General features: G+C 22.8%; 20 protein-coding genes. 18 read left to right on the top strand and 2 right to left on the bottom strand.

Going from position 1 to position 25,436, the window contains the following annotated elements; translation table 4 throughout:
* Window positions 1–9 precede the first annotated feature (9 nt).
* From SCANT_RS02870 to SCANT_RS02825, 10 genes are all read left to right on the top strand, one after another.
* The gene (locus tag SCANT_RS02870; RefSeq protein ID WP_158500862.1) at window positions 10–2,118 is read left to right on the top strand and encodes an MOLPALP family lipoprotein; all 2,109 of its coding nucleotides are present in this window, start codon (window positions 10–12) and stop codon (window positions 2,116–2,118) included.
* A 143-nt stretch (window positions 2,119–2,261) separates the two neighbouring features.
* Window positions 2,262–2,624 carry a hypothetical protein gene (locus tag SCANT_RS02865; protein WP_053946221.1) on the top strand — a complete coding sequence of 121 codons (363 nt, stop codon included), beginning with the start codon at window positions 2,262–2,264 and terminating at the stop codon, window positions 2,622–2,624.
* 88 nt (window positions 2,625–2,712) lie between these two features.
* Window positions 2,713–3,360: a hypothetical protein gene (locus SCANT_RS02860; protein WP_053946220.1), complete on the top strand. Its 648-nt coding sequence runs from the start codon at window positions 2,713–2,715 to the stop codon at window positions 3,358–3,360.
* 53 nt (window positions 3,361–3,413) lie between these two features.
* Complete coding sequence (locus SCANT_RS05270; protein WP_083434207.1) at window positions 3,414–5,195, top strand: ATP-binding cassette domain-containing protein; 1,782 nt, start codon at window positions 3,414–3,416, stop codon at window positions 5,193–5,195.
* A gap of 252 nt (window positions 5,196–5,447) precedes the next feature.
* Window positions 5,448–5,939, top strand: a complete 492-nt coding sequence (msrA, locus tag SCANT_RS02850) for a peptide-methionine (S)-S-oxide reductase MsrA (RefSeq protein ID WP_053946219.1) — start codon at window positions 5,448–5,450, stop codon at window positions 5,937–5,939.
* A gap of 179 nt (window positions 5,940–6,118) precedes the next feature.
* Window positions 6,119–6,928 (top strand): hypothetical protein, encoded by an 810-nt coding sequence (locus SCANT_RS02845; RefSeq protein WP_053946218.1) that lies wholly within the window; start codon window positions 6,119–6,121, stop codon window positions 6,926–6,928.
* A 154-nt stretch (window positions 6,929–7,082) separates the two neighbouring features.
* Window positions 7,083–7,952 carry a Pr6Pr family membrane protein gene (locus tag SCANT_RS02840; RefSeq protein ID WP_053946217.1) on the top strand — a complete coding sequence of 290 codons (870 nt, stop codon included), beginning with the start codon at window positions 7,083–7,085 and terminating at the stop codon, window positions 7,950–7,952.
* A complete protein-coding gene (locus SCANT_RS02835) occupies window positions 7,933–8,808 on the top strand; it encodes a hypothetical protein (protein ID WP_053946216.1) in 876 nt (291 codons plus the stop codon). Before SCANT_RS02840 ends, SCANT_RS02835 begins: the two co-directional genes overlap by 20 nt.
* Window positions 8,809–8,877: 69 nt before the next feature.
* Entirely contained in the window at window positions 8,878–9,708 is an 831-nt protein-coding gene (locus SCANT_RS02830; protein ID WP_053946215.1) for a hypothetical protein, read from the top strand.
* 388 nt (window positions 9,709–10,096) lie between these two features.
* Window positions 10,097–12,757, top strand: a complete 2,661-nt coding sequence (locus tag SCANT_RS02825) for a valine--tRNA ligase (RefSeq protein ID WP_053946214.1) — start codon at window positions 10,097–10,099, stop codon at window positions 12,755–12,757.
* A 13-nt stretch (window positions 12,758–12,770) separates the two neighbouring features.
* Here SCANT_RS02825 and SCANT_RS02820 read toward each other — a convergent pair whose 3' ends face one another.
* Window positions 12,771–13,409, bottom strand: a complete 639-nt coding sequence (locus SCANT_RS02820) for a hypothetical protein (protein WP_053946213.1) — start codon at window positions 13,407–13,409, stop codon at window positions 12,771–12,773.
* 181 nt (window positions 13,410–13,590) lie between these two features.
* On the opposite strand from SCANT_RS02820, the gene SCANT_RS02815 reads away from it, so the two are divergent.
* The 3 genes from SCANT_RS02815 (at window position 13,591) to SCANT_RS05385 (ending at window position 18,843) form a co-directional block, all read left to right on the top strand.
* A complete protein-coding gene (locus tag SCANT_RS02815; RefSeq protein ID WP_053946212.1) occupies window positions 13,591–16,164 on the top strand; it encodes an ATP-binding cassette domain-containing protein in 2,574 nt (857 codons plus the stop codon).
* Window positions 16,165–16,274: 110 nt separating this feature from the next.
* Complete coding sequence (locus tag SCANT_RS02810; protein ID WP_053946211.1) at window positions 16,275–16,811, top strand: hypothetical protein; 537 nt, start codon at window positions 16,275–16,277, stop codon at window positions 16,809–16,811.
* A gap of 1,348 nt (window positions 16,812–18,159) precedes the next feature.
* On the top strand, window positions 18,160–18,843 hold the full coding sequence (locus tag SCANT_RS05385) for a ComEC/Rec2 family competence protein (RefSeq protein WP_158500861.1): 684 nt from the start codon (window positions 18,160–18,162) through the stop codon (window positions 18,841–18,843).
* 24 nt (window positions 18,844–18,867) lie between these two features.
* Here the strand turns inward: SCANT_RS05385 and rpsT are convergent, their stop codons facing one another.
* A complete protein-coding gene (gene rpsT, locus SCANT_RS02800; RefSeq protein ID WP_053946209.1) occupies window positions 18,868–19,110 on the bottom strand; it encodes a 30S ribosomal protein S20 in 243 nt (80 codons plus the stop codon).
* A 131-nt stretch (window positions 19,111–19,241) separates the two neighbouring features.
* Between rpsT and holA the strand changes: the two genes are divergently transcribed.
* The 5 genes from holA to SCANT_RS05430 all read left to right on the top strand — a co-directional run bounded on the left by holA (window position 19,242) and on the right by SCANT_RS05430 (window position 25,151).
* Window positions 19,242–20,195, top strand: coding sequence for a DNA polymerase III subunit delta (gene holA, locus SCANT_RS02795; protein WP_053946208.1), 954 nt, complete (start codon window positions 19,242–19,244; stop codon window positions 20,193–20,195).
* A 19-nt stretch (window positions 20,196–20,214) separates the two neighbouring features.
* Complete coding sequence (locus tag SCANT_RS02790; RefSeq protein WP_053946207.1) at window positions 20,215–21,675, top strand: hypothetical protein; 1,461 nt, start codon at window positions 20,215–20,217, stop codon at window positions 21,673–21,675.
* Window positions 21,676–21,774: 99 nt separating this feature from the next.
* Window positions 21,775–22,269, top strand: a complete 495-nt coding sequence (locus tag SCANT_RS02785) for a methylated-DNA--[protein]-cysteine S-methyltransferase (RefSeq protein WP_053946206.1) — start codon at window positions 21,775–21,777, stop codon at window positions 22,267–22,269.
* A gap of 127 nt (window positions 22,270–22,396) precedes the next feature.
* Entirely contained in the window at window positions 22,397–24,442 is a 2,046-nt protein-coding gene (locus SCANT_RS02780; protein WP_053946205.1) for a fructose-specific PTS transporter subunit EIIC, read from the top strand.
* 268 nt (window positions 24,443–24,710) lie between these two features.
* Window positions 24,711–25,151 carry a lipoprotein gene (locus SCANT_RS05430; RefSeq protein ID WP_053946204.1) on the top strand — a complete coding sequence of 147 codons (441 nt, stop codon included), beginning with the start codon at window positions 24,711–24,713 and terminating at the stop codon, window positions 25,149–25,151.
* Window positions 25,152–25,436 lie beyond the last annotated feature (285 nt).

The following is a 25,436-nucleotide window of genomic DNA, read 5'->3' as shown; positions in this document are numbered from 1 at the left end:
AATATTAAAATGAAAAAATTATTAAGTTTGATAGGAGCCATTACGTTAATGGCTTCTCCAATAGGAGCAGTTGTAGCATGTGGAAATAAAAACACAACAGAAAAAGAAAAACCAGATGAAGTTGAAGATAATTTTGAAAGTGCTGAAAGACAAGATACTATATCAAAGTTAATGTCTCAATATGCAAAATCACTTTATTTAAATCAAAAGGAATTATCAGATGGTGAAACCCACTTTAGTTCAAAATATATGATGGAAAATAATGTAAGAAATGAGTATTTAAAAACTTTAAAATTAACTGAGTTTAATGATTCAGAGGGTGTTGAATCTAATGATAAATTTTATAAAGTAGCAGATAAGTATTTTAATACAAAGGATTTATTAGCATCTGATTTAAAAATATCAGATAATGTCTATCAAGATTATGTATTGGACCCAAGTGCAGCTGATGAAGGAATAGTTGATATTATTAAAAATACATTACCCACAGTATTATCATTAATGTCAGATCCAACTACCTTACAACAATTATTAGGAGTAGTTGCAAGTAATCCGTCAATGATTAGTTCAATTATTTCTCCTGATTTACTTAAGACATTGGGAAAAGTTTTAAATCAAGAAAATTTAAAACTTTTAGAAAATGCTTTCAGTAATAAAATATATGAAAATATGAATTATCAAACTGCATTGGACTCAAGCATGATAGGTTTATCAAATGCTGTTGAAAAATTAGTAAAAGGTAATGTTACAAAGTTATCTTATGAAACACAAGCAGAAGTTGAACAAAATATTGATAGTGCAACATCTAGTTTGGCTGAAAATATTTCAAATTTAATGAATGGAAGTGTTGAATTAAAACTTGATTTAATTGCAAATATTGATTCCATTGCTGAAATTATTAGATTTGTAAGAACATTAGTAGTTTATATGGAACAATTCAGTTATGAAGAAATGACCTCTTCTGTATTAACTTTAGAAAAAATTGAAGAAAAAAGAAGTCAGATATTTAATAGCAATTCACTTGATATTAAAGAGTTATTAAAAAAATTAAACTATATGGTAAATGAAGATTTAAATGGAGTTGTTTTTAAAAACTATATTGGTATTTTATTTGCCACTAACTCTAAGAATTTTTCAATAGGTAAACAATTTACAGAAAATGTAAATGATGGTTTAATGGGCTTACTTTCAAAAGTTGCAGTTATAGCAATGAAACAAGAATCTATTAATATAATTATTTCCAAAGTTTATGTAAATGCAATGGTAAGATCAATTATAAATGGTGGAATAAATTCAAGTTATGGTGGTAGTTTATTTAGTACTGTAATTGGAGCTCTTGTATCAATGCCTGGAATTTTACCTAGTCCTGTCAAAGAACTAATGCAAAAAATAACTAGTGTATCTGGAGAGGGAAAGAAATTTAAAAATGACTGAATAGGTTATTTATGAAATAATACAAATGAAAACTTTAATTTTTCTATTAGAGATTTATTAGCAAAACCAATGAATGAAATTAATTTATCTGGACTTTTAGGAAATGAATCAAATTCTAAATTTGAACATGAAGAAAATCAAAATAAAGCTGTTAAAAGATTTAATGAAGCAAAGCCTAGTTCGTTAAACTTTCTAGCAAAAAAATCTTTAAAAGAACTTGTAATTGAATTAAACACTCAATTTAATTCAATTACAAAGTCAACTGTTAATTTCTCAGATTTGGGTGAATTAATAGCTCGTTTAGCAAAAGATTCAACACTAGAAAAGGCTTTAAATGACATAGAAAATATGTTTGAAATTCTGGGTTATAACAGTGATGGAACACTAAAAAACGGTTCAGTTTTTGAACAGTTATTTAAAATTTTAAATGATGAAGATCAATTAATTGGAAAAATGAGTGATATTTTATCAAAATGAATTGAAGAAAGTAATCAAGAAATTAATGATTTAAAAACTGAAGCTGAGGAATTATTTAAAAAATTAACAGTTAAAACTCAAATTAAATCTGTTAATAATTTTAGATATACAATAAATGATGGCAATACCGAAACTATTTTTGATATTGCTATGAAATATAAAAATAAGAAACTTATTGTTTCAGAAATTAATTTAATTACACAATAAGACAATATAAAATACCATAGTAAAATTTTATTTTTACTATGGTATTTTTTTCTCCATATAAATGATATATTGTTATAAAATTTTGTTATTTATTTTAAGCAATAGTTTATAATTATAAAAAGTACTAATAAATAGGAGAAAACATGGAAAATAGAATTAAAAATATTAAACAAGGTGTTTATAAAGTAGCCTTATGTTCTGCTCTTATTTTTTTAGTTTCTATGTTGCTTACAGGAGTTTTTATAACTTTATTAGTTATTACTTTAAGTCAAAAAATATCTTGATTATGATTAGGATTAGTTGTATTTTCGTCTTTAATTGCTATATTTAGTTTGATCGCAACTATTTGTGGTTTAATTTTTCTAAAATCAAATAAAAACTGGATAGAAATCCAAAAAGTAACAAAAAAATCATTTCTTGATTGAGGTTTATTTTATTTTGTTTATTCTAATAAAATAGATAAATTTTCTGAAAAAAAAGAACAAAAAGCAGAAGAACAGAAATAAAATTTTTTTAAAAGGTTTATTATATTTAAATCCTTTTAATAGTAACTGATAAATGTGATATAGTAATTATCAAAAGAAGGCGAATTTAATGAAAATAATAAGAACAAAATTAAAATGGGTTTTAAATCCAATTATTTTACTTTTATTTATTTGCTTCATTTTTGCTATTTTTAACGATCAAATAACAAGTAGACATTTTATTTTAATTTTAGGAACTTTTGTCTTTTATTTGTTTTTTACTTTTCAAATAAAATTATGATCAATTAATACAAATAATTATAATTCATTGATAACTAAACAAGTAAATAAGCAGTCTATTAAAATAACATTAAAAGAAATATTTTTAATTTTTGTTAATACACATTTTTTAATAAATTCAATTGCTTATAAATTCAATTTAAATATTTCATTTAGCTTTGAAATTTTCATTATACAATTATTAACTTCATGTTCTGTTTTATTCTATATTTTAATAAAAATAGAAATGTTTAAATTTTATCTAATTAGGGAAATGATACTTTCAATTATTTTAAAAATTTTTAAACTATTTATGAAAGTTTTAGAATGTATTTCATTCTTTTTGAGAAAATTATTTTTACTAATAAGACAATTATTTTTAGAGACTAAAAATCAATTTACTCTTAAATGAAGAATTAAAATTGGATGGCAAAAATATCTAATTCAATTAAAAAATAAATTTTATATCACTAAAATTGCTTTTGAGGATACATATTAATTATTTAATGTTTTTAAATAATATAGTAAAAATTAAAAAAGAGGAGGACTTTTATGTCTAATAATGCAATTGTAGTAAAAGATTTAAATAAAAAATTTAAATCAGGTTATGGAATTTTTGATATTAACTTTAATGTCAAATATGGTAAAGTTTTTGGTTATTTAGGACCCAACGGGGCTGGAAAATCAACAACAATTAGAAGTTTAATGGGGTTTATAAAATCTGATTCAGGAACTTCAAATGTTTATTTAGAAAATAAACCAAATTTAAAAAATGATCAAAGTTTAATTACTGAGTTAATTCAATTTGATTCATGAACAGATGCTAATAAAATTCAAAGAAATTTAGGTTATGTTCCAGGAGAAATTGCTTTTCCAATTCAAATGACAGGAATTGATCTCTTAAAACAAGTTTTCAAATTAAGAAATATGACTAATTGAGATGATGTAAGAAAGTATATTGATTATTGAGAATTTAATCCAAATATGAAAATTAAAAAAATGTCAAAAGGGATGAAACAAAAAGTAGCTTTAGTAATAGCTTGAATGCACAATCCTGATATTATTGTTTTGGATGAACCAACAAGTGGTTTAGATCCTTTAATGCAAGAAAAATTTGTTAAATTAGTACAAAAATCAAAAGAAGAAGGTAAAGCAATTATTTTATCTTCACATATTTTTTCAGAAATTGAAAGAACTTGTGATTATGTATCTATTATTAAACGTGGAAAAATAATTTCAACTATTAATATTGAAGATATTCAATATAATGATGAAAAAACTTATGAAATTAAGTTTAAAGATAAAGTTACTCAAAAGGATGTTGAATCAAAAAATTGAACTATTAAAAGCTTTAACAATAATACTTTATTTGCCGTTGTTGAGAATAAAAATATAAATGATTTTATTGTCAAAATGAGTAAAAATAAATTGGAATTTATTAAAGAACATCCGCTAAATTTGGAGCAATACTTTATGAAATATTATCAAAATGAAATTGAAACTGATGTAATTGAATCATTGGATAATATCAATGTGAATGTTTCTACAAAAGAAAGAAAAATATCATTTGAATTAATTAAAGATACTATGCGAAAAACCTTAGGTTTATGATTGTTTACAACGATATTGCCAGTTATTTTAATTATTGTAGCTTTTGCTGTCATGATTAATGATAGTTCAGTTAATGAAATGATTATTCAAGGAAGTACTTGGTCTGAAGTGCTAACAGGAGCTACTGTAGCATTAGTTGTTAGTTCAACAGGAATTACATATTCATTATTGTTAGTTTATTTATTAACAAGTGGAAATAATATTGTTGCAAGTGAAGTAGATAAAGGTACAATGGTTAATTTATTAACAACCAATCAATCAAGAAAGAGTGTAATTCTAACAAAGGGGGGAACATTTGTTTTCTCTTTATTTATCAGTATATTTATTCAATTTTTAACAACAATAATAACAATTTCTGTTTTTGGGAAAGGTGGGGAAATTAATATTGGATTATTTGCAATGTACTTTTTTGGGCTATTTTTAATGTTATATGCAATTAGTTCAATTGCATTTATATGTAGTTGTTATTTTAATAAATCAGCAGCCTCTTTATCTACAGCTGGGGGAATTAGTATTATATTCTATGTTTTATTTTTTGCAAGTCAAATCCCATCAGTTGAATTTTTAAAATACTTTTCATTAAATAGTTTATTTACAGTTGAATTCAATAATGTGAGTGAAATCTCAAAATATTTAGGTCAATATATTGCCTTGGGTGTTATTGGAACAGGGTTATATATTGCTTCATATTGAATATTTATTAAAAAGGATCTACCTTTATAAAAATTTAAAATCTCTTAAAAATCATTATTTCTATAGAAATAATGATTTTTTTTTTTTTTTTTAATTTAGTTAATAATAGTAACAAAATACTAAAGAAATTTATACTTGTTTAGACTTTCAAATTTTATTTTAAAATCTTATTGAGAAGGTTTTAAAACAATTTAAAAAAATAAAATTTAATTAAATATTGTTATAAAATAATTATTAATTATGAAATAACTTTAAATTTATTTTTAAAAGGAGATGAAAAAAATGAAATCAATATATTTAGCTGGTGGTTGCTTTTGAGGAGTTCAAGCTTATTTTGATTTAATTGATGGTGTAACAAATACTAAAGTTGGTTATTGTCAAGGCGATGTTGAAAATCCAACTTATGAACAAGTTTGTTCTGGAAAAACAAATCATGCTGAGGCAATTTGATTAGAATACAACGATAAGTTAATTTCCTTAGAAAAGATATTAGAAAAATATTTTAAAATCATCAATCCTTATTCATTAAATAAGCAGGGAAATGATATTGGAACTCAATATAGAGTTGGAATCTATTGAGAAGAGGAAGAAGATTTTAAAATAGTTCAAAATTTTTTAGAAAAAAAGCAAAAGGATAGTAGTCAAAAAATAGTTGTAGAAAATCAAAAAGTAAAAAATTTTTTTGATGCAGAAGAGTACCATCAAAGTTATTTAGAAAAAAATCCCTTTGGATACTGCCATATTGATCTTTCATTAGCTTATCAAGAAGATTAACATTAATATTTTTTAATAAAAAGTTTAAAAAAATAATTGTATATTATGATACTATTTAATTAATAACCACATTTTTTTGCTTGATTTAATTCGTAAGAATGGATTTAAAAATTGGTTTTTTTAGTGTATAATATTAATATTATAAATAATTAAATTTTAATTTTTTTGGAGGAATTATTATGTACTATATTTTAGTAAAAGACGGAGTTTTTTTTGTTGTCAGTCCAGATATGACAGAAGTTAATCGCTTTTTAAATTATGATGAAGCACAAGTTTTTTGCAATAATTTAAATTTAATGAGTAGTAATTCTAATGGTATTTCAAATCCAAATTTTGGAGTAAGAAGCAATTTTACAACAGAATTTGGAACTTCTGAATTCACTCCATCAATATTAGGAATGAATAAGTTAAAACCCAACAATATGCCATTAGTGAACTATGGTGAAATAGTTTTTAATTATGGAGAAGATATGACTCAAGAACACAATAATTTATTGCATAATACATTGCAACAAAGTGAAAGTAATTTTATAGTAAATCCTCAAATTAATCATAATTGCAATCATCATGATAATAATCAGACTTTTGGGTGTGAATTTTGTGGAAGTAATATAAATTATAATAATTCATTAAATGTAACACCAGAACCGATTCAACAATCAACACCAGCTGAAGAGACAGTAAAAATTATTGAAGAAGATAAAAAATTAACTGAAGAAGAGAAAAAATTAAAAGAGTTGGAAATAAGAGAAAATTTAGAGAGGTTAAAAGTTTTGGAAAAAATGAAAAAAAATAATAAACAAAAAGCTACTGTAAAATCAAAGTCAGCTACTGTTGTTAAAAAACGTATTGCTCCAGAATCAGTAAACAAAAAGGCTCTTGTAAAAGAAGAAAGATTATTAAAAAAAGAAGATAGAAACATATCTGATAGTGATGAATTTTTAACAACTGAAGATATTAAAAAATTTATAACAAAATTAAAAAAATAAAAAATATACATTAATGTATATTTTTTATTTTTTTAATAAAATTGGAATTTAATAACTAACTTTGAAAAATGTTTATAACTAAAAAAGATACAAAATAGTGAATTATACTGTTAAATAGTCTATAATTTTTTTGTATATTGAAAAGGTGAAAAAAATGTTTATAACTAAAAAAAATTTAAAGGATTGAAAACTTTGATATAAATTATCTATATCTTTATTAATTATAGGTTTTCTTTTACAAGGTTTTATAAGAGGAATGATCAATATTGGTGATAGTGTATATAAAATAGATGGTGAAGAATTTAAAAAATGGGCTATTTATATTAAAGATATAAATAATAATAAACCTGGAGAATTTGTTGGCTATGATTATCAAGGCTATATTATTAACTATTTTAGTTTTTTTACAATTCAATCAAATATTTTAGTAGCAATTTGATTTCTTGTATCCTTTTTTAATCATAATAGAGAAGGTCAAGTGAAATTCTTATCAAGAACTATTACTCTATGCGTAGTTACTTACATCACAATTACAGGGTTAATTTTTAATGGAATGTTACTTCCTCAAGTATTATTAACAGAAAATGATTTAGTTTTAACACCAATTTGATGAATTGATCAAATGGTTTTACATACAGTTGTGCCAATAGCTACAATTGCTTATTATTTATTTTTAATGAAACAAGAATTGAATTTTAGTTTTAAAGAATTTATCAAAAAGGATTTTTTAGTAATGTGTATTTATCCAATAATCTATCTAATTTTTTCTTTGATTAGAGGAGAATTAATTTATAGAAGTGTTGGTTCAAATGCTTTATTAGCAAGTAAAAAAGGAGCATATCCATACTTTTTCTTAGAGATTCACAATAATCAAGTTTCTGGATTAAGTGGAATTGTTTGGATGTTCATTGCTATAATTGCTATAATTTCAATAATAATCGGTCTAGGTAGTCTTTATCTATTTATCGCTTCAAAAATTAATAATTATAAAGGGGAAATTACTAATGAGGAATCAGAAAAATAGTATTAATTTGCTTAAAAAGCATAACAAAATAATTAGAAAGTTTTTTAAAACTAATTTAATGAGTTTATTTGCTTTCATTTTTGATCAAACTATCTTTTCAATAACTTTAGTTTTATTTATTACAAATTTATTTATTAAAGAATCAAATGATATAGTATCATATTTAATTGTTGGGGGAAGTATCTATTTATTGTTAAAATTCACTTATATCAACTGATTTTCAAAGTCTAAATTTTTTCAATTAATTTGTATATTTGATTATAATTTGAAATTAGAAAATCATAAGTTTAAAGCTCAAAGAAGTCTTGAATTTACACCAATTTGATTTTGAATTTATATTATTTTTTCAAATTTTATAACAGTAATATTTATAAATTATGAATTAAGTTCTATTTTAAGTGACAAGCCGCTTTTAACAGCAATCTTAGAGTCAATGTTAAATGTTATGTTACTTCCATCATTTTTAAACTCATTTCAAAAATTAACTCAATCTAACAAAGAAGTTGAGTCAAATTATAAAAATCTAATTAAAACTCAATATTTTTCAAATGAATCTTTATTTAAAGATGCAAAATTTTCAGAAAACTATCTAAATGTAGTTTTCAAAAAAAATGATTTAGTTTCAAAAAATGGATTATTTATTTTTAGCAATAACAAGGATTTAACAAATAATGAGATTTTAGAAATTAAGAAAATAAACGACAAAATTCTTGATAATTACACAAAAATTTGATCAAATTATTATGAATTACTTGAAGAAAGTTCAATGCTTGAATTCTCAAGAAAAAAAGCAAAAAATTTATTTTGAATTGAAAGGGTTTATGACCATATATTCTTAGATTTTTTAAACATTTAAAAGAATACATTCAATTATTTGATTTATTAATTAAAAAACCCTATAATAATATTAAAGGAGTACAAATTAATGAAAATAAAGAATATTAGAAAAAATATTGATTTAAATAATATAATTGTATATTCAGCAATCATTTCTTTATTTGCCATTTTTTTGCTTATTCCATCAGTTGATAATTTAAGATTTAATTATGTTAATTCAAAAATGTTAATTGGAATTAAATTAATTTTAGGAACAATTTCAATTATTTCAATATTGTGAAAATTTTTTAGTGATTATGATGAATTTATGTCAACAATTGACTTTCAAAACATTTCAGCCATATCTTTTAAAAAAATATTAATTAAAAAGAATATTTTAGCTTTTTTAAAAATATTTATATTGGTTTCACCATTAGTTATTTTTACAGTTACACAAGGATTAAATTTAGAAACAAATATCAATAATATTCCTGCTTATTTACCAAATCCAATTGAAAATATTGAATTAGTTGAACTTCCAGCTACTGTTTCAAAGGGAATAATGTTTTCGTTAGTAAATTTAATTATAAATGTTAATAAGGAAATATCATTTGGATTGTCACTGATTTTTATTGGATCAATTTTTTCATTATTTGCATTAACATTTGTTTATATTGCATATAGAATTTCAATGAATAAAATATTAAAAAGTATCAATAAAACTTTTAATAAAATTGCAAAAACTTTAAAACATGAAGAGCTTGAAAGTTATAATGATAATTTAACTGAAATAATTATTGAATTAGAATTAAAAGAAAAGGCTATCCAATATGAAAGAATTTTAAATTTATACAATTTGTTAGAGTATAAAGAAACTAAGTTATTAAAAACTATTAAAAAATCGATTAAGAAGCCAGAATTTTCAGTTTTAGCTATTTAAATACTTAGTTAAAACAAGTGAAGATATTCAATACGATATGAAATAAAAAGAATGAATGTAAATAATTTAAATAATAAATCACAATTAGTGTCGGAATTTTTTGTGATTGAATAGCATTTTATGCTATTTTTTTTATTTGATTTGATATAATTAAAAAGTAAGTACTTATAAGGAGTAAATAAAAAGTAATTTTCAGAGATCTAGTGGATGGTGTGAACTAGAATTTACTATTATTGAAGGTTGTATAAGTTTAAAAAATTTGATATATGAGTGGGTTGTTATAGCAACCAATTAGGATGGTACCGCGTGTTATTTTGAATAACTCGTTCCTATTTTTTAGTAATTAATTATTAAAAAATAGGTTTTTTTATTTTTAAAGGAGCAAAATATGAAAGAATTAGATAAGAAATATAATCATAAGGATGTTGAAAAAAATAAATATTCTAAATGACTTAAGGAAAAAATTTTTGAAGCTGAATTTAATAGTAAAAAACCAGCTTATTCAATAGTAATTCCACCTCCAAATGTCACAGGTAAATTGCATTTAGGTCATGCATGAGATGGTTCCTTGCAAGATTTATTAATTAGATTTAAAAAATTAAATGGTTTTGATACTGTATGAATTCCTGGTATGGATCATGCTGGAATTGCAACTCAAGCAAAAGTCGAAGAACGCTTAAGAGAACAAGGAATTTCAAAATATGATTTAGGACGAGATAAATTCATTGCAAAAGTATGAGAATGAAAAGAAGAGTATGCTGCAACTATTAGAAGCCAATGGGCAAAATTAGGTTTAAGTTTAGATTATTCAAAAGAAAAATTTACATATTCAGATGAGTTAAATCAAATTGTGAATTATGTCTTTGTAAAAATGTATGAAGATAAATTAATTTATAAAGGAAAAAGAATAATTAATTGAGATCCTAAGCAAAAAACTGCACTTTCAAATATTGAAGTTATTTATAAAGAAACTAAGGGTGCAATGTATCACTTTAAATATATTTTAAGTGATAATCAAAAAGATTTTTTACAAGTAGCTACAACTCGACCAGAAACAATGTTTGGAGATGTTTGTTTAGTTGTCAATCCAAAGGATAAAAGATATAGCAAATATATTGGTAAAACTGTTATAAACCCATCAAATAAGGCTCTAATACCTGTTATAACAGACGAATATGTCGAAATTGAATTTGGAACAGGGGTAATGAAATGTACGCCCGCTCACGACCCTAATGACTTTGAAATAGGGTTAAAACATAATTTAGAACAAATAGTTGTAATGAATGATGATGCAACTATGAATGATTTAGCACAAGAATTTCAAGGATTAGATCGTTTTGAAGCAAGAAAGCAATTAATTGCAAAATTAACTAAAGAGGGAACTTTTATTAAAAAAGAAGAAATAGTTCATCAAGTTGGTTATTCAGAAAGAAGCAATGCTATTGTTGAACCATTTATTTCAGATCAATGATTTGTAAAAATGAAACCATTAGCAAAACAAGTTTTAGATTTACAAAAATCAAAAGAAGCTATTAATTTTTATCCAAATCGATTTAATGATACATTAAATAAATGAATGGAAAATAGTCACGATTGAACAATTTCACGTCAATTATGATGAGGTCATCAAATTCCTGCTTGATATCACAAAGATACAAAAGAAGTTTATGTTGGCATAACTCCTCCAAAAGATGAACAAAATTGAGAACGTGATTCAGATGTTTTAGATACATGATTTTCTAGTGCTTTTTGACCGTTTGCAACAATGAATTGAAATAATAAAAAACAATCAGAAATGATGAAAAGATATTTTCCAGTATCAACAATGGTAACTGGTTATGATATTATTTTCTTTTGAGTAGCTAGAATGGTATTTCAAAGTTTAGAATTTACATCTTCAAAACCATTTAAAGATGTTTTAATTCATGGTTTAATTCGTGATGAACAAGGAAGAAAAATGTCAAAATCTCTTGGTAATGGTGTTGATCCAATGGATGTTATTGAAAAGTATGGAGCAGACTCATTAAGATATTTTTTATTAACAAATTCAAGTCCTGGTCAAGATTTAAGATATAGTGAAGAAAAATTAACTAGTACTTGAAATTTTATTAATAAAATATGAAATGCCTCTAGATATGTAATGTTAAATCTTAAAAAAATTCCTACTAATCTAGAATTTGAAAAATTATTGGTAAAAGCTAATGAAGTTAATAATCAAATAGATTTTTGAATTTTAAATCGTTTAAGTGAAACAAAAAAAATGGTTAAAGAAGCAATTGAAAAATATGAGTTCACAGTTGCAGGAAAACTACTTTATAATTTTATTTGAGATGACTATTGCTCATGATATATTGAACTTTCAAAAGCTCAGGTAGGAGAGAATAGTTTATTAAATAAACAAGAAAAACAATTTAGTCAATCAACTTTAGGTTATGTTTTAAAGAATATTTTAATTATGTTACATCCATTTATGCCTTTTGTTAGTGAAGAAATTTATCAATCTTTTGACTTACAATCTTCAATTTTAAAAGAAAGATGATTAGATAAGAAATATCAATTTAAAATCTTAACAGTGGATCATATTTTTGAAATAGTAAATAACTTAAGAGAGTTTAGAGCAAATCAAAATATAAAAAATGCAATTTCTTTAAATATTCATTTTAATCTTAAAAAATCCAAATTTAAATCAATAATTGAAAAAGGAATTAGTTATATTAATATCTTTGTTGAAAAATTAGTTAATTGTAAATTAGATATTAGTATAATTGATGATAAGGATTTAACTTCAATTGCTATTAAAGATTATTTTTTAGATATTTCTAATAAGGATTTCTTTGATAAGGATAAAGCAATTCAAGAAACTCAAGATAAAATAAATGAACTTTTATTAGAAATCGATAGAAGTGAAAAAATGCTTGCAAATGAAAACTTTTTAAAACGTGCTGCTGCAGAAAAAGTTTTAGCTGAAAAAGAAAAATATATTAATTATAAAAAACAACATGAATTATTAGTTGATAAATTAAATGAATTAAAAAAAGAAAAAGCTTAAGCTTTTTCTTTTTTTAATCACTAACTGCTTTTGATAATTTAAAGATTCATAAAATAGTTAAAATTATATCAGGTTCTGCTTTAGATAAAAAACTTAAAGCTTCCATAGTTTCCTCAATTTTTTCTTTTTTTATTGTTTTATCAATAAAAACGCTAAATAAATTATTATAAATTTTATTATAGTTATTGAAAATTTCATTTATCTTTTTATCTTTAAAATTTGCTAAAAACTCCATTTCAGTATCAGGTATTTTATTCAAACTAATTTGCTTACTTGACTTATTTGCTTTAGAAGAACTGGAATTGATTTTCATTTTCTTCAAGTGACTTTTGATATGTTTTTTATACTTGTTATATATTGATTTAATAGTTTTTTTATTTTCAATTAAAAAACTTAAAAAATATAGTATTTTATTTAAATGATTTTCAATTGAATCGATTTCATCGTTATTTTTTTCACTAATATTTAAATAACTATTAATTTCTTTAAGAAAATTTTTATTGAAAGTAAAAAAATACTTTTCTTTAAATTCTCGATAAAAGTCTTTAAAATCATCTTTTTTATAAATTCATATTGATATAAAAGTGGCTAGTATTAAACTTATTATTCCAGTAATTAATGAAATAATATCAACTAAAGTAAACTCAAACATATTCATCTCCTTATTATTACTAAAATTTTAACATTTTCAAAGTTATTTTTTAATACTAATAAGAGAGTTGTGTGTACTATAATAATTGTGAAAGAAAGTGAAAAAGAGAAGAAAAAAGTTATTATTTGAAAAATATTAATTATTAAACTATCAAACATTTAATTAATAGGAGGGACTACTTATGAGTAATAATTTTTTTGAAGTTAAAAATTTATCAAAGGTATTTAAAAACAAGTCTGGAGTTAACAATGTAAGTTTTACTTTAAAGAAAGGTGACATTGTTGGTTTTCTAGGTGATAATGGATCTGGTAAGACAACAATTATTAAATTAATCTTTAATGAATATATTAAAAATGGAGGGGAAATATTATTTGAAGATAATGAAATTCAAAAGACAAAAGCTTTTACAAAAATGGCTTTTTTCCCTGATCAAAATAATTATCCCAAAGATTTTAAAATAATTGATTTTGCAATGTATACTGCTAATCTAAAGAATATTTCAAAAAAAGATGTTCTTGAAAATTTAAGTGCATATGTAAAAGCATTAAATTTAGAAGAATATCAAAATAATAAATTCAGTGAACTTTCAGCAGGAATGCAAAAAAGAGCTCTATTACTTTCAATATTAATAACTGATCCAGAAATTATTATTTTGGATGAACCCACAGCAAATTTGGATATAAAGTCAAGATTAGAATTTCTAAAGATACTTTCAAATTTAGCTACTAAATTTAAAAAAACGATTGTTATAACTTCTCACAATATTGATGAATTAAGTAGTTTAATCAATCGAATAGTTATTTTAAAGAAAGTAGATAATAAGGGAGAAATTGTTTATAATCAAACTTTTGACAATAAGAAAGAAAATATAAGAGATATTTATATTGAACAAGTCGGAGGATTAACAAATAATATTAATTTTGATAAAGTAATAGAAATTGAAAATAAAACTAATGTAATTGAAAGCAAAACAAAAAAAGTGGCATTAAATTTTGCAATTGCAAAAAGAGTATTTTTTGAATTAATTAAATCAAAAATTTTTATTATAATGAGTGTAATTTTATTTACATCAACAATATTTGTTGAACTACTATTTTTATATTTGCTACCTCCAAAGAATTTTGATATTAATTCAACCTTACTAGCTTGAATGCCATTTACTATGATTTTAATTTATATTTCATACTTTGAAATTCATTTTAATGTCAGATTTTATAATAAGGAAATAAATAATGGTGTTTTAAATTTGGAAATAAGAAGTGGTTTAAGTAAAACACAAATTTTTTGAGAAAGATTTTTAATAAATAAATTAATAATTTTTAGCTATATTTTAATTATGATATCTATTTTGGCAATTTTTATACCAACAACTCAAAATTTTTATAGTATAAAAACTTTGAGTAATGTTTTACCAGGTTATTTTATTTTATTTATTCTAGATCTTTTAATATTTTCTATTATTTGTCTTTTTGTGACAATAAATTCTTCAGCATTAATAGGGGTAATTGGAACTATCTTTGCCCTATGTAGTTCAATGTCATTATTGATTGACGCTTCAGTTACAGCATTTATTTTTCCTTCATATACAACATGAAATAAGAATGAAAATAGTAATTATTTAAAGCTTTATAATACTAGATTTTTAGTTGGTTTAGAAATGCAAAAAATAATGAATAAATATGGAGAAGATTCACTTATAAAACAACATCTTGAAAGTTTAACAAACATAAATAAGATTTTTAATTTTGAATCAAATTTTTTCTATTTAACAGAATATAATTATTTATTAAATGATAGCTCTTATAGAAAAGAAATTAATTCCAGAACTTATATTAGAACTTTATTAATAAATGGTCTAATTACTGAAAGTGATAATTTGAGAATTTATAAAGACGGCAGTTTAATAAATTTAGAAGTTAGTAGTGAGTTTAAAGAAAATAAATTAATTAATGATTTAAAGGAAATAAAAAAGTTACAACCAAAAGAAGAAAAGACAAATTATAATTCAACTTTATTTAGAGAATATTCTAAAGCAGAAGTGATTGACAAAGATTTATATAAAGGTTCTAATGGTTTATATGAATTAATTGAAAAAATTAATAGTAAAACTAAGAATAGTGAGTTAAAAGATATTGCAAATCTAATCAAAAAAATATCTAAATATGCTTATGACAAATATGATTTTGAAAAAAATCCTGGATATTCTATTTTAGAAAGACCATTTGATTATTATGATTATTTAAGAAGTGGAATGTGAACTTATACTAAAGAAACAAGATTTAATGATCAATGAAATAATCAAATTAATATTTCAGATGGTGTAAGAACATTTAACAAAATTTATACAGATTTGCTTATGAGCTATATTCACTTAAAAAATCCAATTTATGGTAATTCTAATGATTCATATAGCGACCCAGAATTTGATTTATATGCAAAAGAATATAATCAATTTGCAAGAAAAAATGCTTATTTAAATCCATTTACTACATTTGTTAGAATTCTATTTGAGTCAAGTTATGATAAGTACTTTAATTCACTATATTATTCTACTGAATGAGTGGATACTACTTATGAACTAGTAGGTTATAATGAAAATGAATCAAACAAGTGAGAAAATATAAAAAGTTTTGACTATATTAGGAAAGTGGGTAAAACATTTTCTCCTGTGGCAGGTTCATTTATGTACTTACTATTGAGTTTAATTTTATTAGCATTTAGTTATTTGATATTCATTAAAAAAATAATTAAATAAAATTAGTAATTTTCTAACAACTTATATAAAGATAAGAAATTTAATTTAAAGATTCCTTTTTAAATTAAATTTTTTTATTTTTATAAGCGATATAAATATTTGAGGTGTCTATGAAAAAAATAAAATTAACTATATTGTTATTATTATCATTAATGATTGGATTTAGTATTCTATTAATTGTAAATATTAAAGAAACAGAAATTAATAATGTTATTGTGGATAATCAAAGATATATTTATCTAAAAGTTAAATATGATATTACATTAGAAGAAGAAAATATTTTGCCGGTTAAAGTTAAAAATGAAGAAAATTTGAGTAATTCCAGGGAATTTTTACAAACAAGTAATTTGAGTTATTTAAATAATTTATTTGAAATAGATGAGAATAATAACTTACAGAAAAATAATTCAATTGTTTTTTACCCAAAAGATGAAATTAACGTGATTAAGACAAGTCGCTTTAAATTAGATAATGACTTTTTTTATACAAGAGGAGTTAGTGAAAAAGTATCTAAAAAGAGCGCTGAAATATTTTTAAGTCTTGAAAATTCTTATGATGATTGCATGATAAAGCTTAAAAAAATATATGTAGGAAGTAAATTTAATACTGATTTTTATGCTAAAGCAATTCCAAAATTGATCTATTAGTAAAAATTACTTATTTATAGTTTTTCTAAATCTTGTTTTAATTTCTTTAACTAAAGACATAAAAAATATTTATATTTGTATTTTTATCTATTTATTTAGTTTACTTTCTCTTATTTGAAGAATTAAAAAGACATATCCATTTTTTGTTATAATTGCTCTATTTATAGTTTTTTTCTTAATATTTTATAAGTTAGATTTTAATCAAAAACTTAATTTAAAGCTATATAAAGTAGTAGAGGTTAAAGAAAATTATATTTTGATAAAACAGCTAACGACACTCTATTATATACCAGTAGGGGAGGTAAAATTAGCGGTAGGGGAGTTTGTCAATATTGGGGGAAGCATTGAAAAAGTCAGCATTCAAGGTAACTTTTGGGAGTTTACTTTTAATTCATATTTACTTAACAGAAATGTTAAATATAAGATATTTGAACCAATTATAGAGAAAAAGAATTGACATTTTTTACAATATTATCTATATCAACTAATTACTTCATCAAACCATTTAACTAAATTATTTCTCTTTCAACAAAAAACTAATGATCCAGTTTATATTACTTTGAATTCTTACTCTTTAGGTTTTCTGATTAATTTAAGTGGTTTTAATATTTATATAATTTCTTCTTTTTTTAATAAAAAGATATTTAAAAAATTCAAAATCTATAAAAAATATAAAATTATCTTAATATTATTAGTTTTATATTATTGTTCATTATTAAATTTTCCTTTATTTTTTTTAAAGGCATGTGTACTTTTAATAATAAAATGAGTCGAAGAGAATTGAAAATTCAAACTTTCAAAAATTACAAAATTTTCTATTATTTGAATTGTTTGTTTATTTATAAATCCTCTTTTTATATTTAATATTGGTTTTATTCTTACAATTATTGCACTTTTATTTATAAAGAAATATAAAGATAAGAAACCAATAACCAATATTATCTATAATTTTTTAATTGTAAATGCAATATTCATTCCAGTTCAAATATATTTCGATTACAAAATATATTGATTAAGTTCCTTTTTTGAAATCTTATTAATGCCTTTTATTATTTTTTCATTTATTTTATCTCTATTTTTTTGAATACCATTTTCCAAACATCCTTTGAATTTTGATTATAAGCTTCTTTACTATTATTGCAAAAGTTTTGAATATATTAATATTTTTACAATTTGTGGTCATTTTAGTATATTATTTTTAATAACTTATTTTTTACTATTTAAAGTTATAACTTCTTATAAGACTGAAAAAAAGAAAATTCAAAAAAAATTAGTTTTTTTATTCATTTTTAATTGTTTTTATATTTTTCAAGCAAATCAATTTTCTAAAATAAATCCTTCAGTCACAATGTTAAATGTTGGTAATGGTAATAGTTTTTTATTTCAATATAAAGGTAAAAATATTTTATTTGATGCTGGAAAAGGAAACGGATTCAATAAAAAAAGTTTACAACAATATTTACTTTATAATGGAGTTAGAAAAATTGATGCTCTTTTTATTAGTCATAATCATAAAGATCACTATGACCAAATTGATGATTTAAAAGCTATATATAATATTAAAAACATTTTTTATAATTATGATAATCAATTTATCTTTACTATTAGAGATTTAAAAATTAGTAATTTTATAGAACTAGAAAATAAGGATGAAAATGATAATTCACAAGTTTCATTATTAGAAGTAAAAGGAAAGAAGATATTATTTACAGGTGATATTTCAAAAAAAAGAGAATCAAGATTATTACAAAATAAAGATTTTTTAACAAAAATTAATGGAGGAATTGACTTACTTCAAGTTGCTCATCATGGCAGTAAAACTAGCAGCTCACAGTCTTTTATTAAAACAATAAAACCTAGAAATTGTTTTATATCTGGACATAAATCAAAGATATATGATTTTCCTAGCCAAGATACTATTAAGACATTAAAAAAATATCAATGCAAAACTTACATTACAAATGCCAAAAATAGTTATAAATATAAAGTCAAAAGTAATAGGGTAATTAAAGTACAAAAAAACTTCTTTTAAAAGAAGTTTATATTATTGCATCAATTATTTCATTAATCTTGATTTTTCTCTTGCAGCTTTATTAGCTTTAAAAATTCCTTTTGTTACTGATTTATCTAATAAACTAACTGCTTCATTAATTAAAGCTTCTTTTTCTTTAGAATCTTCTTGTTTTGCAATTAAAGCTTTTTTAATTGCAGTTTTAACTGAGCTTCTAAATGCTTTGTTAGCTAAACGTGATTTTTCATTAGTTAAAATACGTTTTTCTTGTGATTTAATATTTGCCATTTTCGTAATTCACCCCTCTAAACAAGATATTTATATACAAATAGAGTATATAGTAAAAAAATATTTAATTCAAAATAAATTATATTTTTTCTTAATTTTTAATGGTAAATTATACTTAATAGGTGATAAGTATGTTCTTTGTATATTCTAATGATAATTATTTAATTAAAAAGCAAATTGATAAGTTAAGTCAAAAAGCTAATACTGATGGTGAATATGAAATTTTTGAATATTCACTTATTGACGATTCAATTTTAAAAATTATTGAAGAAATTAATACATATTCTATTTTTTCAACTAAGAAGATTATTATCATAAATGATTGCTGATTTGTAAATGAATCAAAAGTTAAATTGCATAAGGATTATGATGTTAAATATGTAGAGCAAATTTTAAACAAAAATAATAGTGAAGTTGAAGTAATCATGACTTTAAATTCAGATAAGTTTTCAAAGAAATTAAAGATTGCAAAATTAACTGATGAAAAATGCAAAATGTTAAAATTGGATGAACCAAATTTAGTACAAAAAAAAGCTATTGTAACTAAAAAATTAGAAAATGCAAAAATAGAATTTGACAGTGATTCAATAGAAATATTTCTTGATAAATTACCAAATGATATGCAAGTTTTTACAAATGAAATTAATAAAATAATTGCATTGCGAAAAAAAGTAACAAAAAAATTAATAGATGAAATTACATCAAAATATAATAATTTTGATAGTTTTGAAATTGCAAATTGTTTTATTTCAAATGATATTAAAACTTTTTTAAAACAATGATCTAGTTATATGGAAATGAACAATGATATTTTTTCTTTTCTAGCTTTATTAGCAAGTAATTTAGTTACATTAAGAAATATAATTTTATTAAAAGAGGAAAAAATGAGCAATTCAGAAATTGCATCGACTCTAGGAGCAAACCCATATCGAATTTCTAAACTATTAGAACAAAATAAACTAAATATTAAACAAATAAATGATAAAATTAAGTTGTTATATTTACTTGAAAAGAATATAAAAGGTGGAATTTTTGACAATAAAATTATTCCAGAGATTGAATTGCTAAAAATGTTCAATATTTAATGAGAATAGAGGTTAAAAAATGGAAGCTAACAAGATATATCAAAATTCGATATTTTTATTAGCAAATTTAATAAAAGATGAAAAGCTAAGAGTGGAGTTATTAAATAACTTAGACTATAAAAAGCAAGTAATTGAGTTAGTTAATAATTTATTGATTTTAGAAATAGATGAAAATTGTAGTTTTAAAGATAAAAAATGAGGACCTATTTTTGGTAAATCTTTGGTAAATATTACTAAAGAAAAAATAAAATTTGTAAAACCAGATAACAAAACTATTGACGACATACTAAGTGATATTACTTACTTACAAACTTATTGTTTTAATAACTTGCAAATAGCAAGAGATACTTTAACAGATGAAAGTTTTGAATTATCAGAAGAATTTGTTAAAGAAAATTCAAAAATTTCAAATGAAATGAAAGAGAAATATCTAAAGAGTAGTGAAAAAACAGTTATTGAACCAGAAATAGTTGATAAACAAAAGGAAAAACCCAATACTGAAATACCTGATTATTCAAATATGGCTGGTGCACAAAGTGCACAAGGTAATCCATTTATGGGAACTGTACCTTTACATCCATTACAAGATCCAAGATTTTATCCGTATAATAATAAGCCAAAATATACTAAATGATTAAAACTTTCATTAGCAATTTCAATTGGGATTTTTACATTATTATTTATTGTATTATCTATTTTTGTTCAAGTTGCAAAACCTTATTTAATTGATAATGAATTTAATAGTATTGCTGGATTTTCTCAAGAATTTCAAAAGCAGTGGAAAGAATTTTTAAGTAGTGAAAAAGTAGACAAAATGGGTTGACTTTTTGCAAATTCATTAGGAATGCAAGCTGGTGGTATGGGTATTGCCTATATTATTATTATGGCATTAATTATTTCATGAACTATTTATACTATTGTACAGCCGCCTAAAACTTATAGACAAAAATTTATTATTCCTGGAATGACACTAGTTATTCCATCAATGTTTTTGATTATGATGGCTTTTAGTTTTATTAAAGGATTTTCATATATTTTTGGTTCTGATGTACCACTTTCTCAGTTAAGCGGTTCGTTATTTAATGTAGCGAAACAACAGGGGGAAAAGGCTAACTTTAGTGACTGATATAATTTAAATCAAAGTGGTATTAAAGAATTATTAAGTGAAATAAATAGTTCATTTAATATGACAGGAGCTAAAGTATTATTCTGATTATTCTTTGTTTCACTTTTAATGACAGCTGGAACAATTATTTTAACTCTATGTTTAAATCCAAAATTAGATAGAGATAAAATTTCAAAAGCAAATCATGAATATCAAACAATGATTGCAGAAGCAATGCAGGGTAGAAAATACGAAATGGATCAAAGTATCTATGAAGATAAGAAAGATATTGATGACTTTTTAGCTGAACTTCAGAATGGAAAAAATAAACATAATAATAAGAATAAAAATGATGAAAAAGATCAAGATGCTTAATCATTTATTTATAAATAAAAATATAATTAATATTTAAAATATATTGACAAACTCAACAGATGTTGAGTTTTTTTAATATAATTTAAATGGGTGATATGAATGGTTGAAAATATTTTAAAAATTTTTAAGATTACAATGTTTGAAAATAAAATTGTTAAAATTGGTATTATTAACGATAAATTAAGTTACATTGGTTTTGAACAAGATAATATTCATGATTTTTATAATAAATATACAATAAGAAATGTAATAAAAGATGATGAGTTTATTAAATATATTAATTTTTTAAGAAAGTTTGAAAATAAAGAAAAAATAGAATTAGATTTTCAAGATTTATTTTTACCAAATTTAACGCAAAAACAAATAGAGATATTAAAAGAACTTTGTAAATTAGATTATGGACAATATAAAACATATTCTGATTTTGCAAAAGATATTAAGAAATCAGATCATACACGTTTTATAGCTTCGTGTATGGGAAAAAATCCAATTTTATTGCTAATTCCTTGTCATAGATTAATTAGTAAAAATTTGGATATTAAATATAGGTCTGGAAGAGAAATTAAGAGTTTCTTAATAAAAAATAATTATTAAAGTTATAAAATTACTAAGATTTTTTTCTAAAAAACTATTATATTTTGGAAAAAAATATTGGTTTTTTTTTTTTTTTTTTATAACATATATATGGTTATAAGTTTTTATAACCATAGAAAGAAAAGATATGGAAAAAAATATTTTTAACAAAGAACAAATATTTTTAGATGTAGAGTTAAATACACAAGAAGAAGTTTTTAACTTTATTTCATCTAAAGCATTTGAATTAGGGATTGTTTCAAATAAGGAATCATTAATTAATGGTTTTAAAAAACGTGAGTCTGAAAGTACAACAGGATTTGAAAATGGATTTGCTATTCCACATGCAAGAATAAAAGAAATAAATAGATCTTCTTGTATTTTTGTAAAATTAAAAAATGATGTTGAATGAAACTCATTGGATGGAAAACCAACAAAGTATATATTTGCATTAATGGTTTTAGAAAATGAAAATGAAAATTATTTAGCAATATTGAGTGAAATTTCAACAAAACTATTAATTGATGAATTTAAAGCATGAATTATTAATTCAAAAACTAAAACTGATATTTTAAAGTCATTTGATATAAAGGAACAAGAAAATAAAAATTCAAATAATAATAGTGTTAACGTTGTTGGTGTATCTGCTTGTGCAACGGGAGTTGCGCATACATATATGGCAAGACAAGCTTTATTACGAGCAGGAGAAAATCTTGGGTGAAATGTAAAAATTGAAACTCAGGGTCAAAAGGGTCATGAATTTCAATTAACAGAAAAAGATATTAAAGAAGCTGATGTTATATTTTTAGCAGTTGACATTTCTGTTGATAAAGATAGATTTATTGGAAAAAAAATTTATAATGTAAGTACAAAAAAAGCATTAAGAAATGCTGAGGAAGAATTAAAAAATTCTATTAAAGAATCTACTATTTTTACAAATGATAATAAAAATAAATCATTTAATGTCAAAAATAAAAATAAACAAAGTTTAGTTCAACACTTAATGGCAGGAATTTCTTATATGATACCTTTCATTGTTTTTGCAGGTTTAACTTCTGCAATCGTAGCGGGTATTGCAAATGCTGCAAAAGTTACTTTGACCCCAGATTCAACTGGATGAGTCAAATTTATGTGACATTTAAATGAATTTTCAAATATAGGATTTTCAGTTATGATGGCAATAGCAGGAGCTTACATTGCAAATTCAATTGCGGGTCGAGCTGCAATTGCACCTGCTTTTATATTAACAATGATTGGAAATAATCCTTCTCTTGTATGACAAGGATATTTTCAAAATATCCTTGTAGAAGGACAAAATGGTAATATGGTTTCAATAAATTCTGTAATGCAACCATTAAATATTTTCGGAGCAGTTATTTTTGGTTTAAGTGTTGGTTATACAGTTCAATGAATTAATACAAAATGAAAAATTCATCAATATATTCAACCAATTATGCCAATTATTATAATTCCAGTTTTTTTAACATTAATTTTTGCTGTAGTTTGAATGTTTACATTTGGACCATTAATTGGAATTGCTATTGGTTATTTATATACAGGAATTCTTGCTTTAGAAAATGCAGGAGTAGGTATGATATTAGTGGGATTAGTTCTTGGTCTTTTATCTGGAGTTGATATGGGTGGTCCAATTAATAAAATTGCTTCCTTTGGAGCAACAGCTATGATACCAGTTGATGGTGGTTTAGCAATGGGATGTGCTGCTGCTGCTTTTGCAGTAGCTCCACTTGGAGCAGGAATTTCAACAATGATTTTTAGATCAACTTTTAAAGATGATAAAGAATTAGGAATAAATGCAACAGTATTAGGAGTAATGGGCGTAAGTGAAAGTGCAATTCCATTTGCAATTAAATATAAATGAGCAATAATTATCCCAAATATAATTTGTTCAGGAATTGCTGGGATGATAGCAGGAGCATTTATGGTTCAAGGTCATGTTGGAGCTTGAGGTGGTCCAATTATTGCAATATTTGCAGGTGTTACAGATAAAAGTGGAAACTTTATTGGAATACTTTGATATTTAATTGCAATAATTATTGGAGTTATATGTCATATAATTTTATTTAGAATATTGGTAGAAATTCAAACAAAAGGTAGAATTTCAAAAGATAGTTTTAAAGCAATTTTTAAAAAAAATAGTAAAAGTGACAAAAATAAAAAAACAAGAAAAGCTTAATAAAAAAGAAAAATTATTATCTAATTTTATATGAGGATTTTTTAAGTTGTATAAAATGTAAGATAGTAGAAAGTTAATTTTAATTTGAAAAGTACTTTTTAAGTACTTTTTTTTTGTTTTTTTGTTAATAATTATTGTTGCTTTAAATTAATTTAATATGACATATATTAAATTATTAAAACTTTATAAAATTCAAAGTAATATTTACTAAAAATATTTTTGAAATGATAAAATATTTTTAGTAAATATTATAGAAAATGGGTAAAAAATGAAAAAATTATTAAGTCTATTAGGAGGGATTTCTTTAGTTATTTCTTCATCATCAACTGTTGTTTCATGTTTTGATACAAGGCCAATCATTGATCATACTTTTAAAGATGAATTTGAAATATTTGATTTAGGTTTAATATCAGGAGTTAAAGATACTCCAAGTATTGAAACTATATATTATGCGATCGAAAGGGCACATAAAAATGTTATAGATTGACGATGATCAGTACCATTGAATCATCTAATTTTCGTTAATGAACCAACAAATGATTCTTGCACTATTAGAGTTATTGATGGACATAACCAACCAACTCTTACAGGAGAAGTGCAATTTACATATAATTATAAAAAAATAGAAAAAAGCAAAATTAACCTTTATTCAAATAGTCAAAATAAGGTTATTAAAAGAAATTGCAGAATTCTCACACTTAGTTACTAATTGAAAATGAATAGAAAAAATATCATCAAATCAAGTTTGACATGTAGAGTTCTTTCTAATTATGATTCATCATGATGAACAGGGTTGTGTGAATATATTGCTCTTAATATGTTAATAAATTATTCTCCAGTTTTTTAAAAATATAATTTATATTCTAATTCTGATTTATATATAAATCAGAATTAGATTCTAGAAGTATATTTCATAATGAAAGTGGTAGCGGCAATAAAAATACAATTTCTTATTTAATGTATAAAAAAGTATCAGATAAATATGGTGGAAGAT

Source organism: Spiroplasma cantharicola (genome assembly GCF_001281045.1).
Classification (GTDB): domain Bacteria; phylum Bacillota_I; class Bacilli_A; order Mycoplasmatales; family Mycoplasmataceae; genus Spiroplasma_A; species Spiroplasma_A cantharicola.
This window is presented reverse-complemented; position numbering and strand designations above follow the sequence as displayed.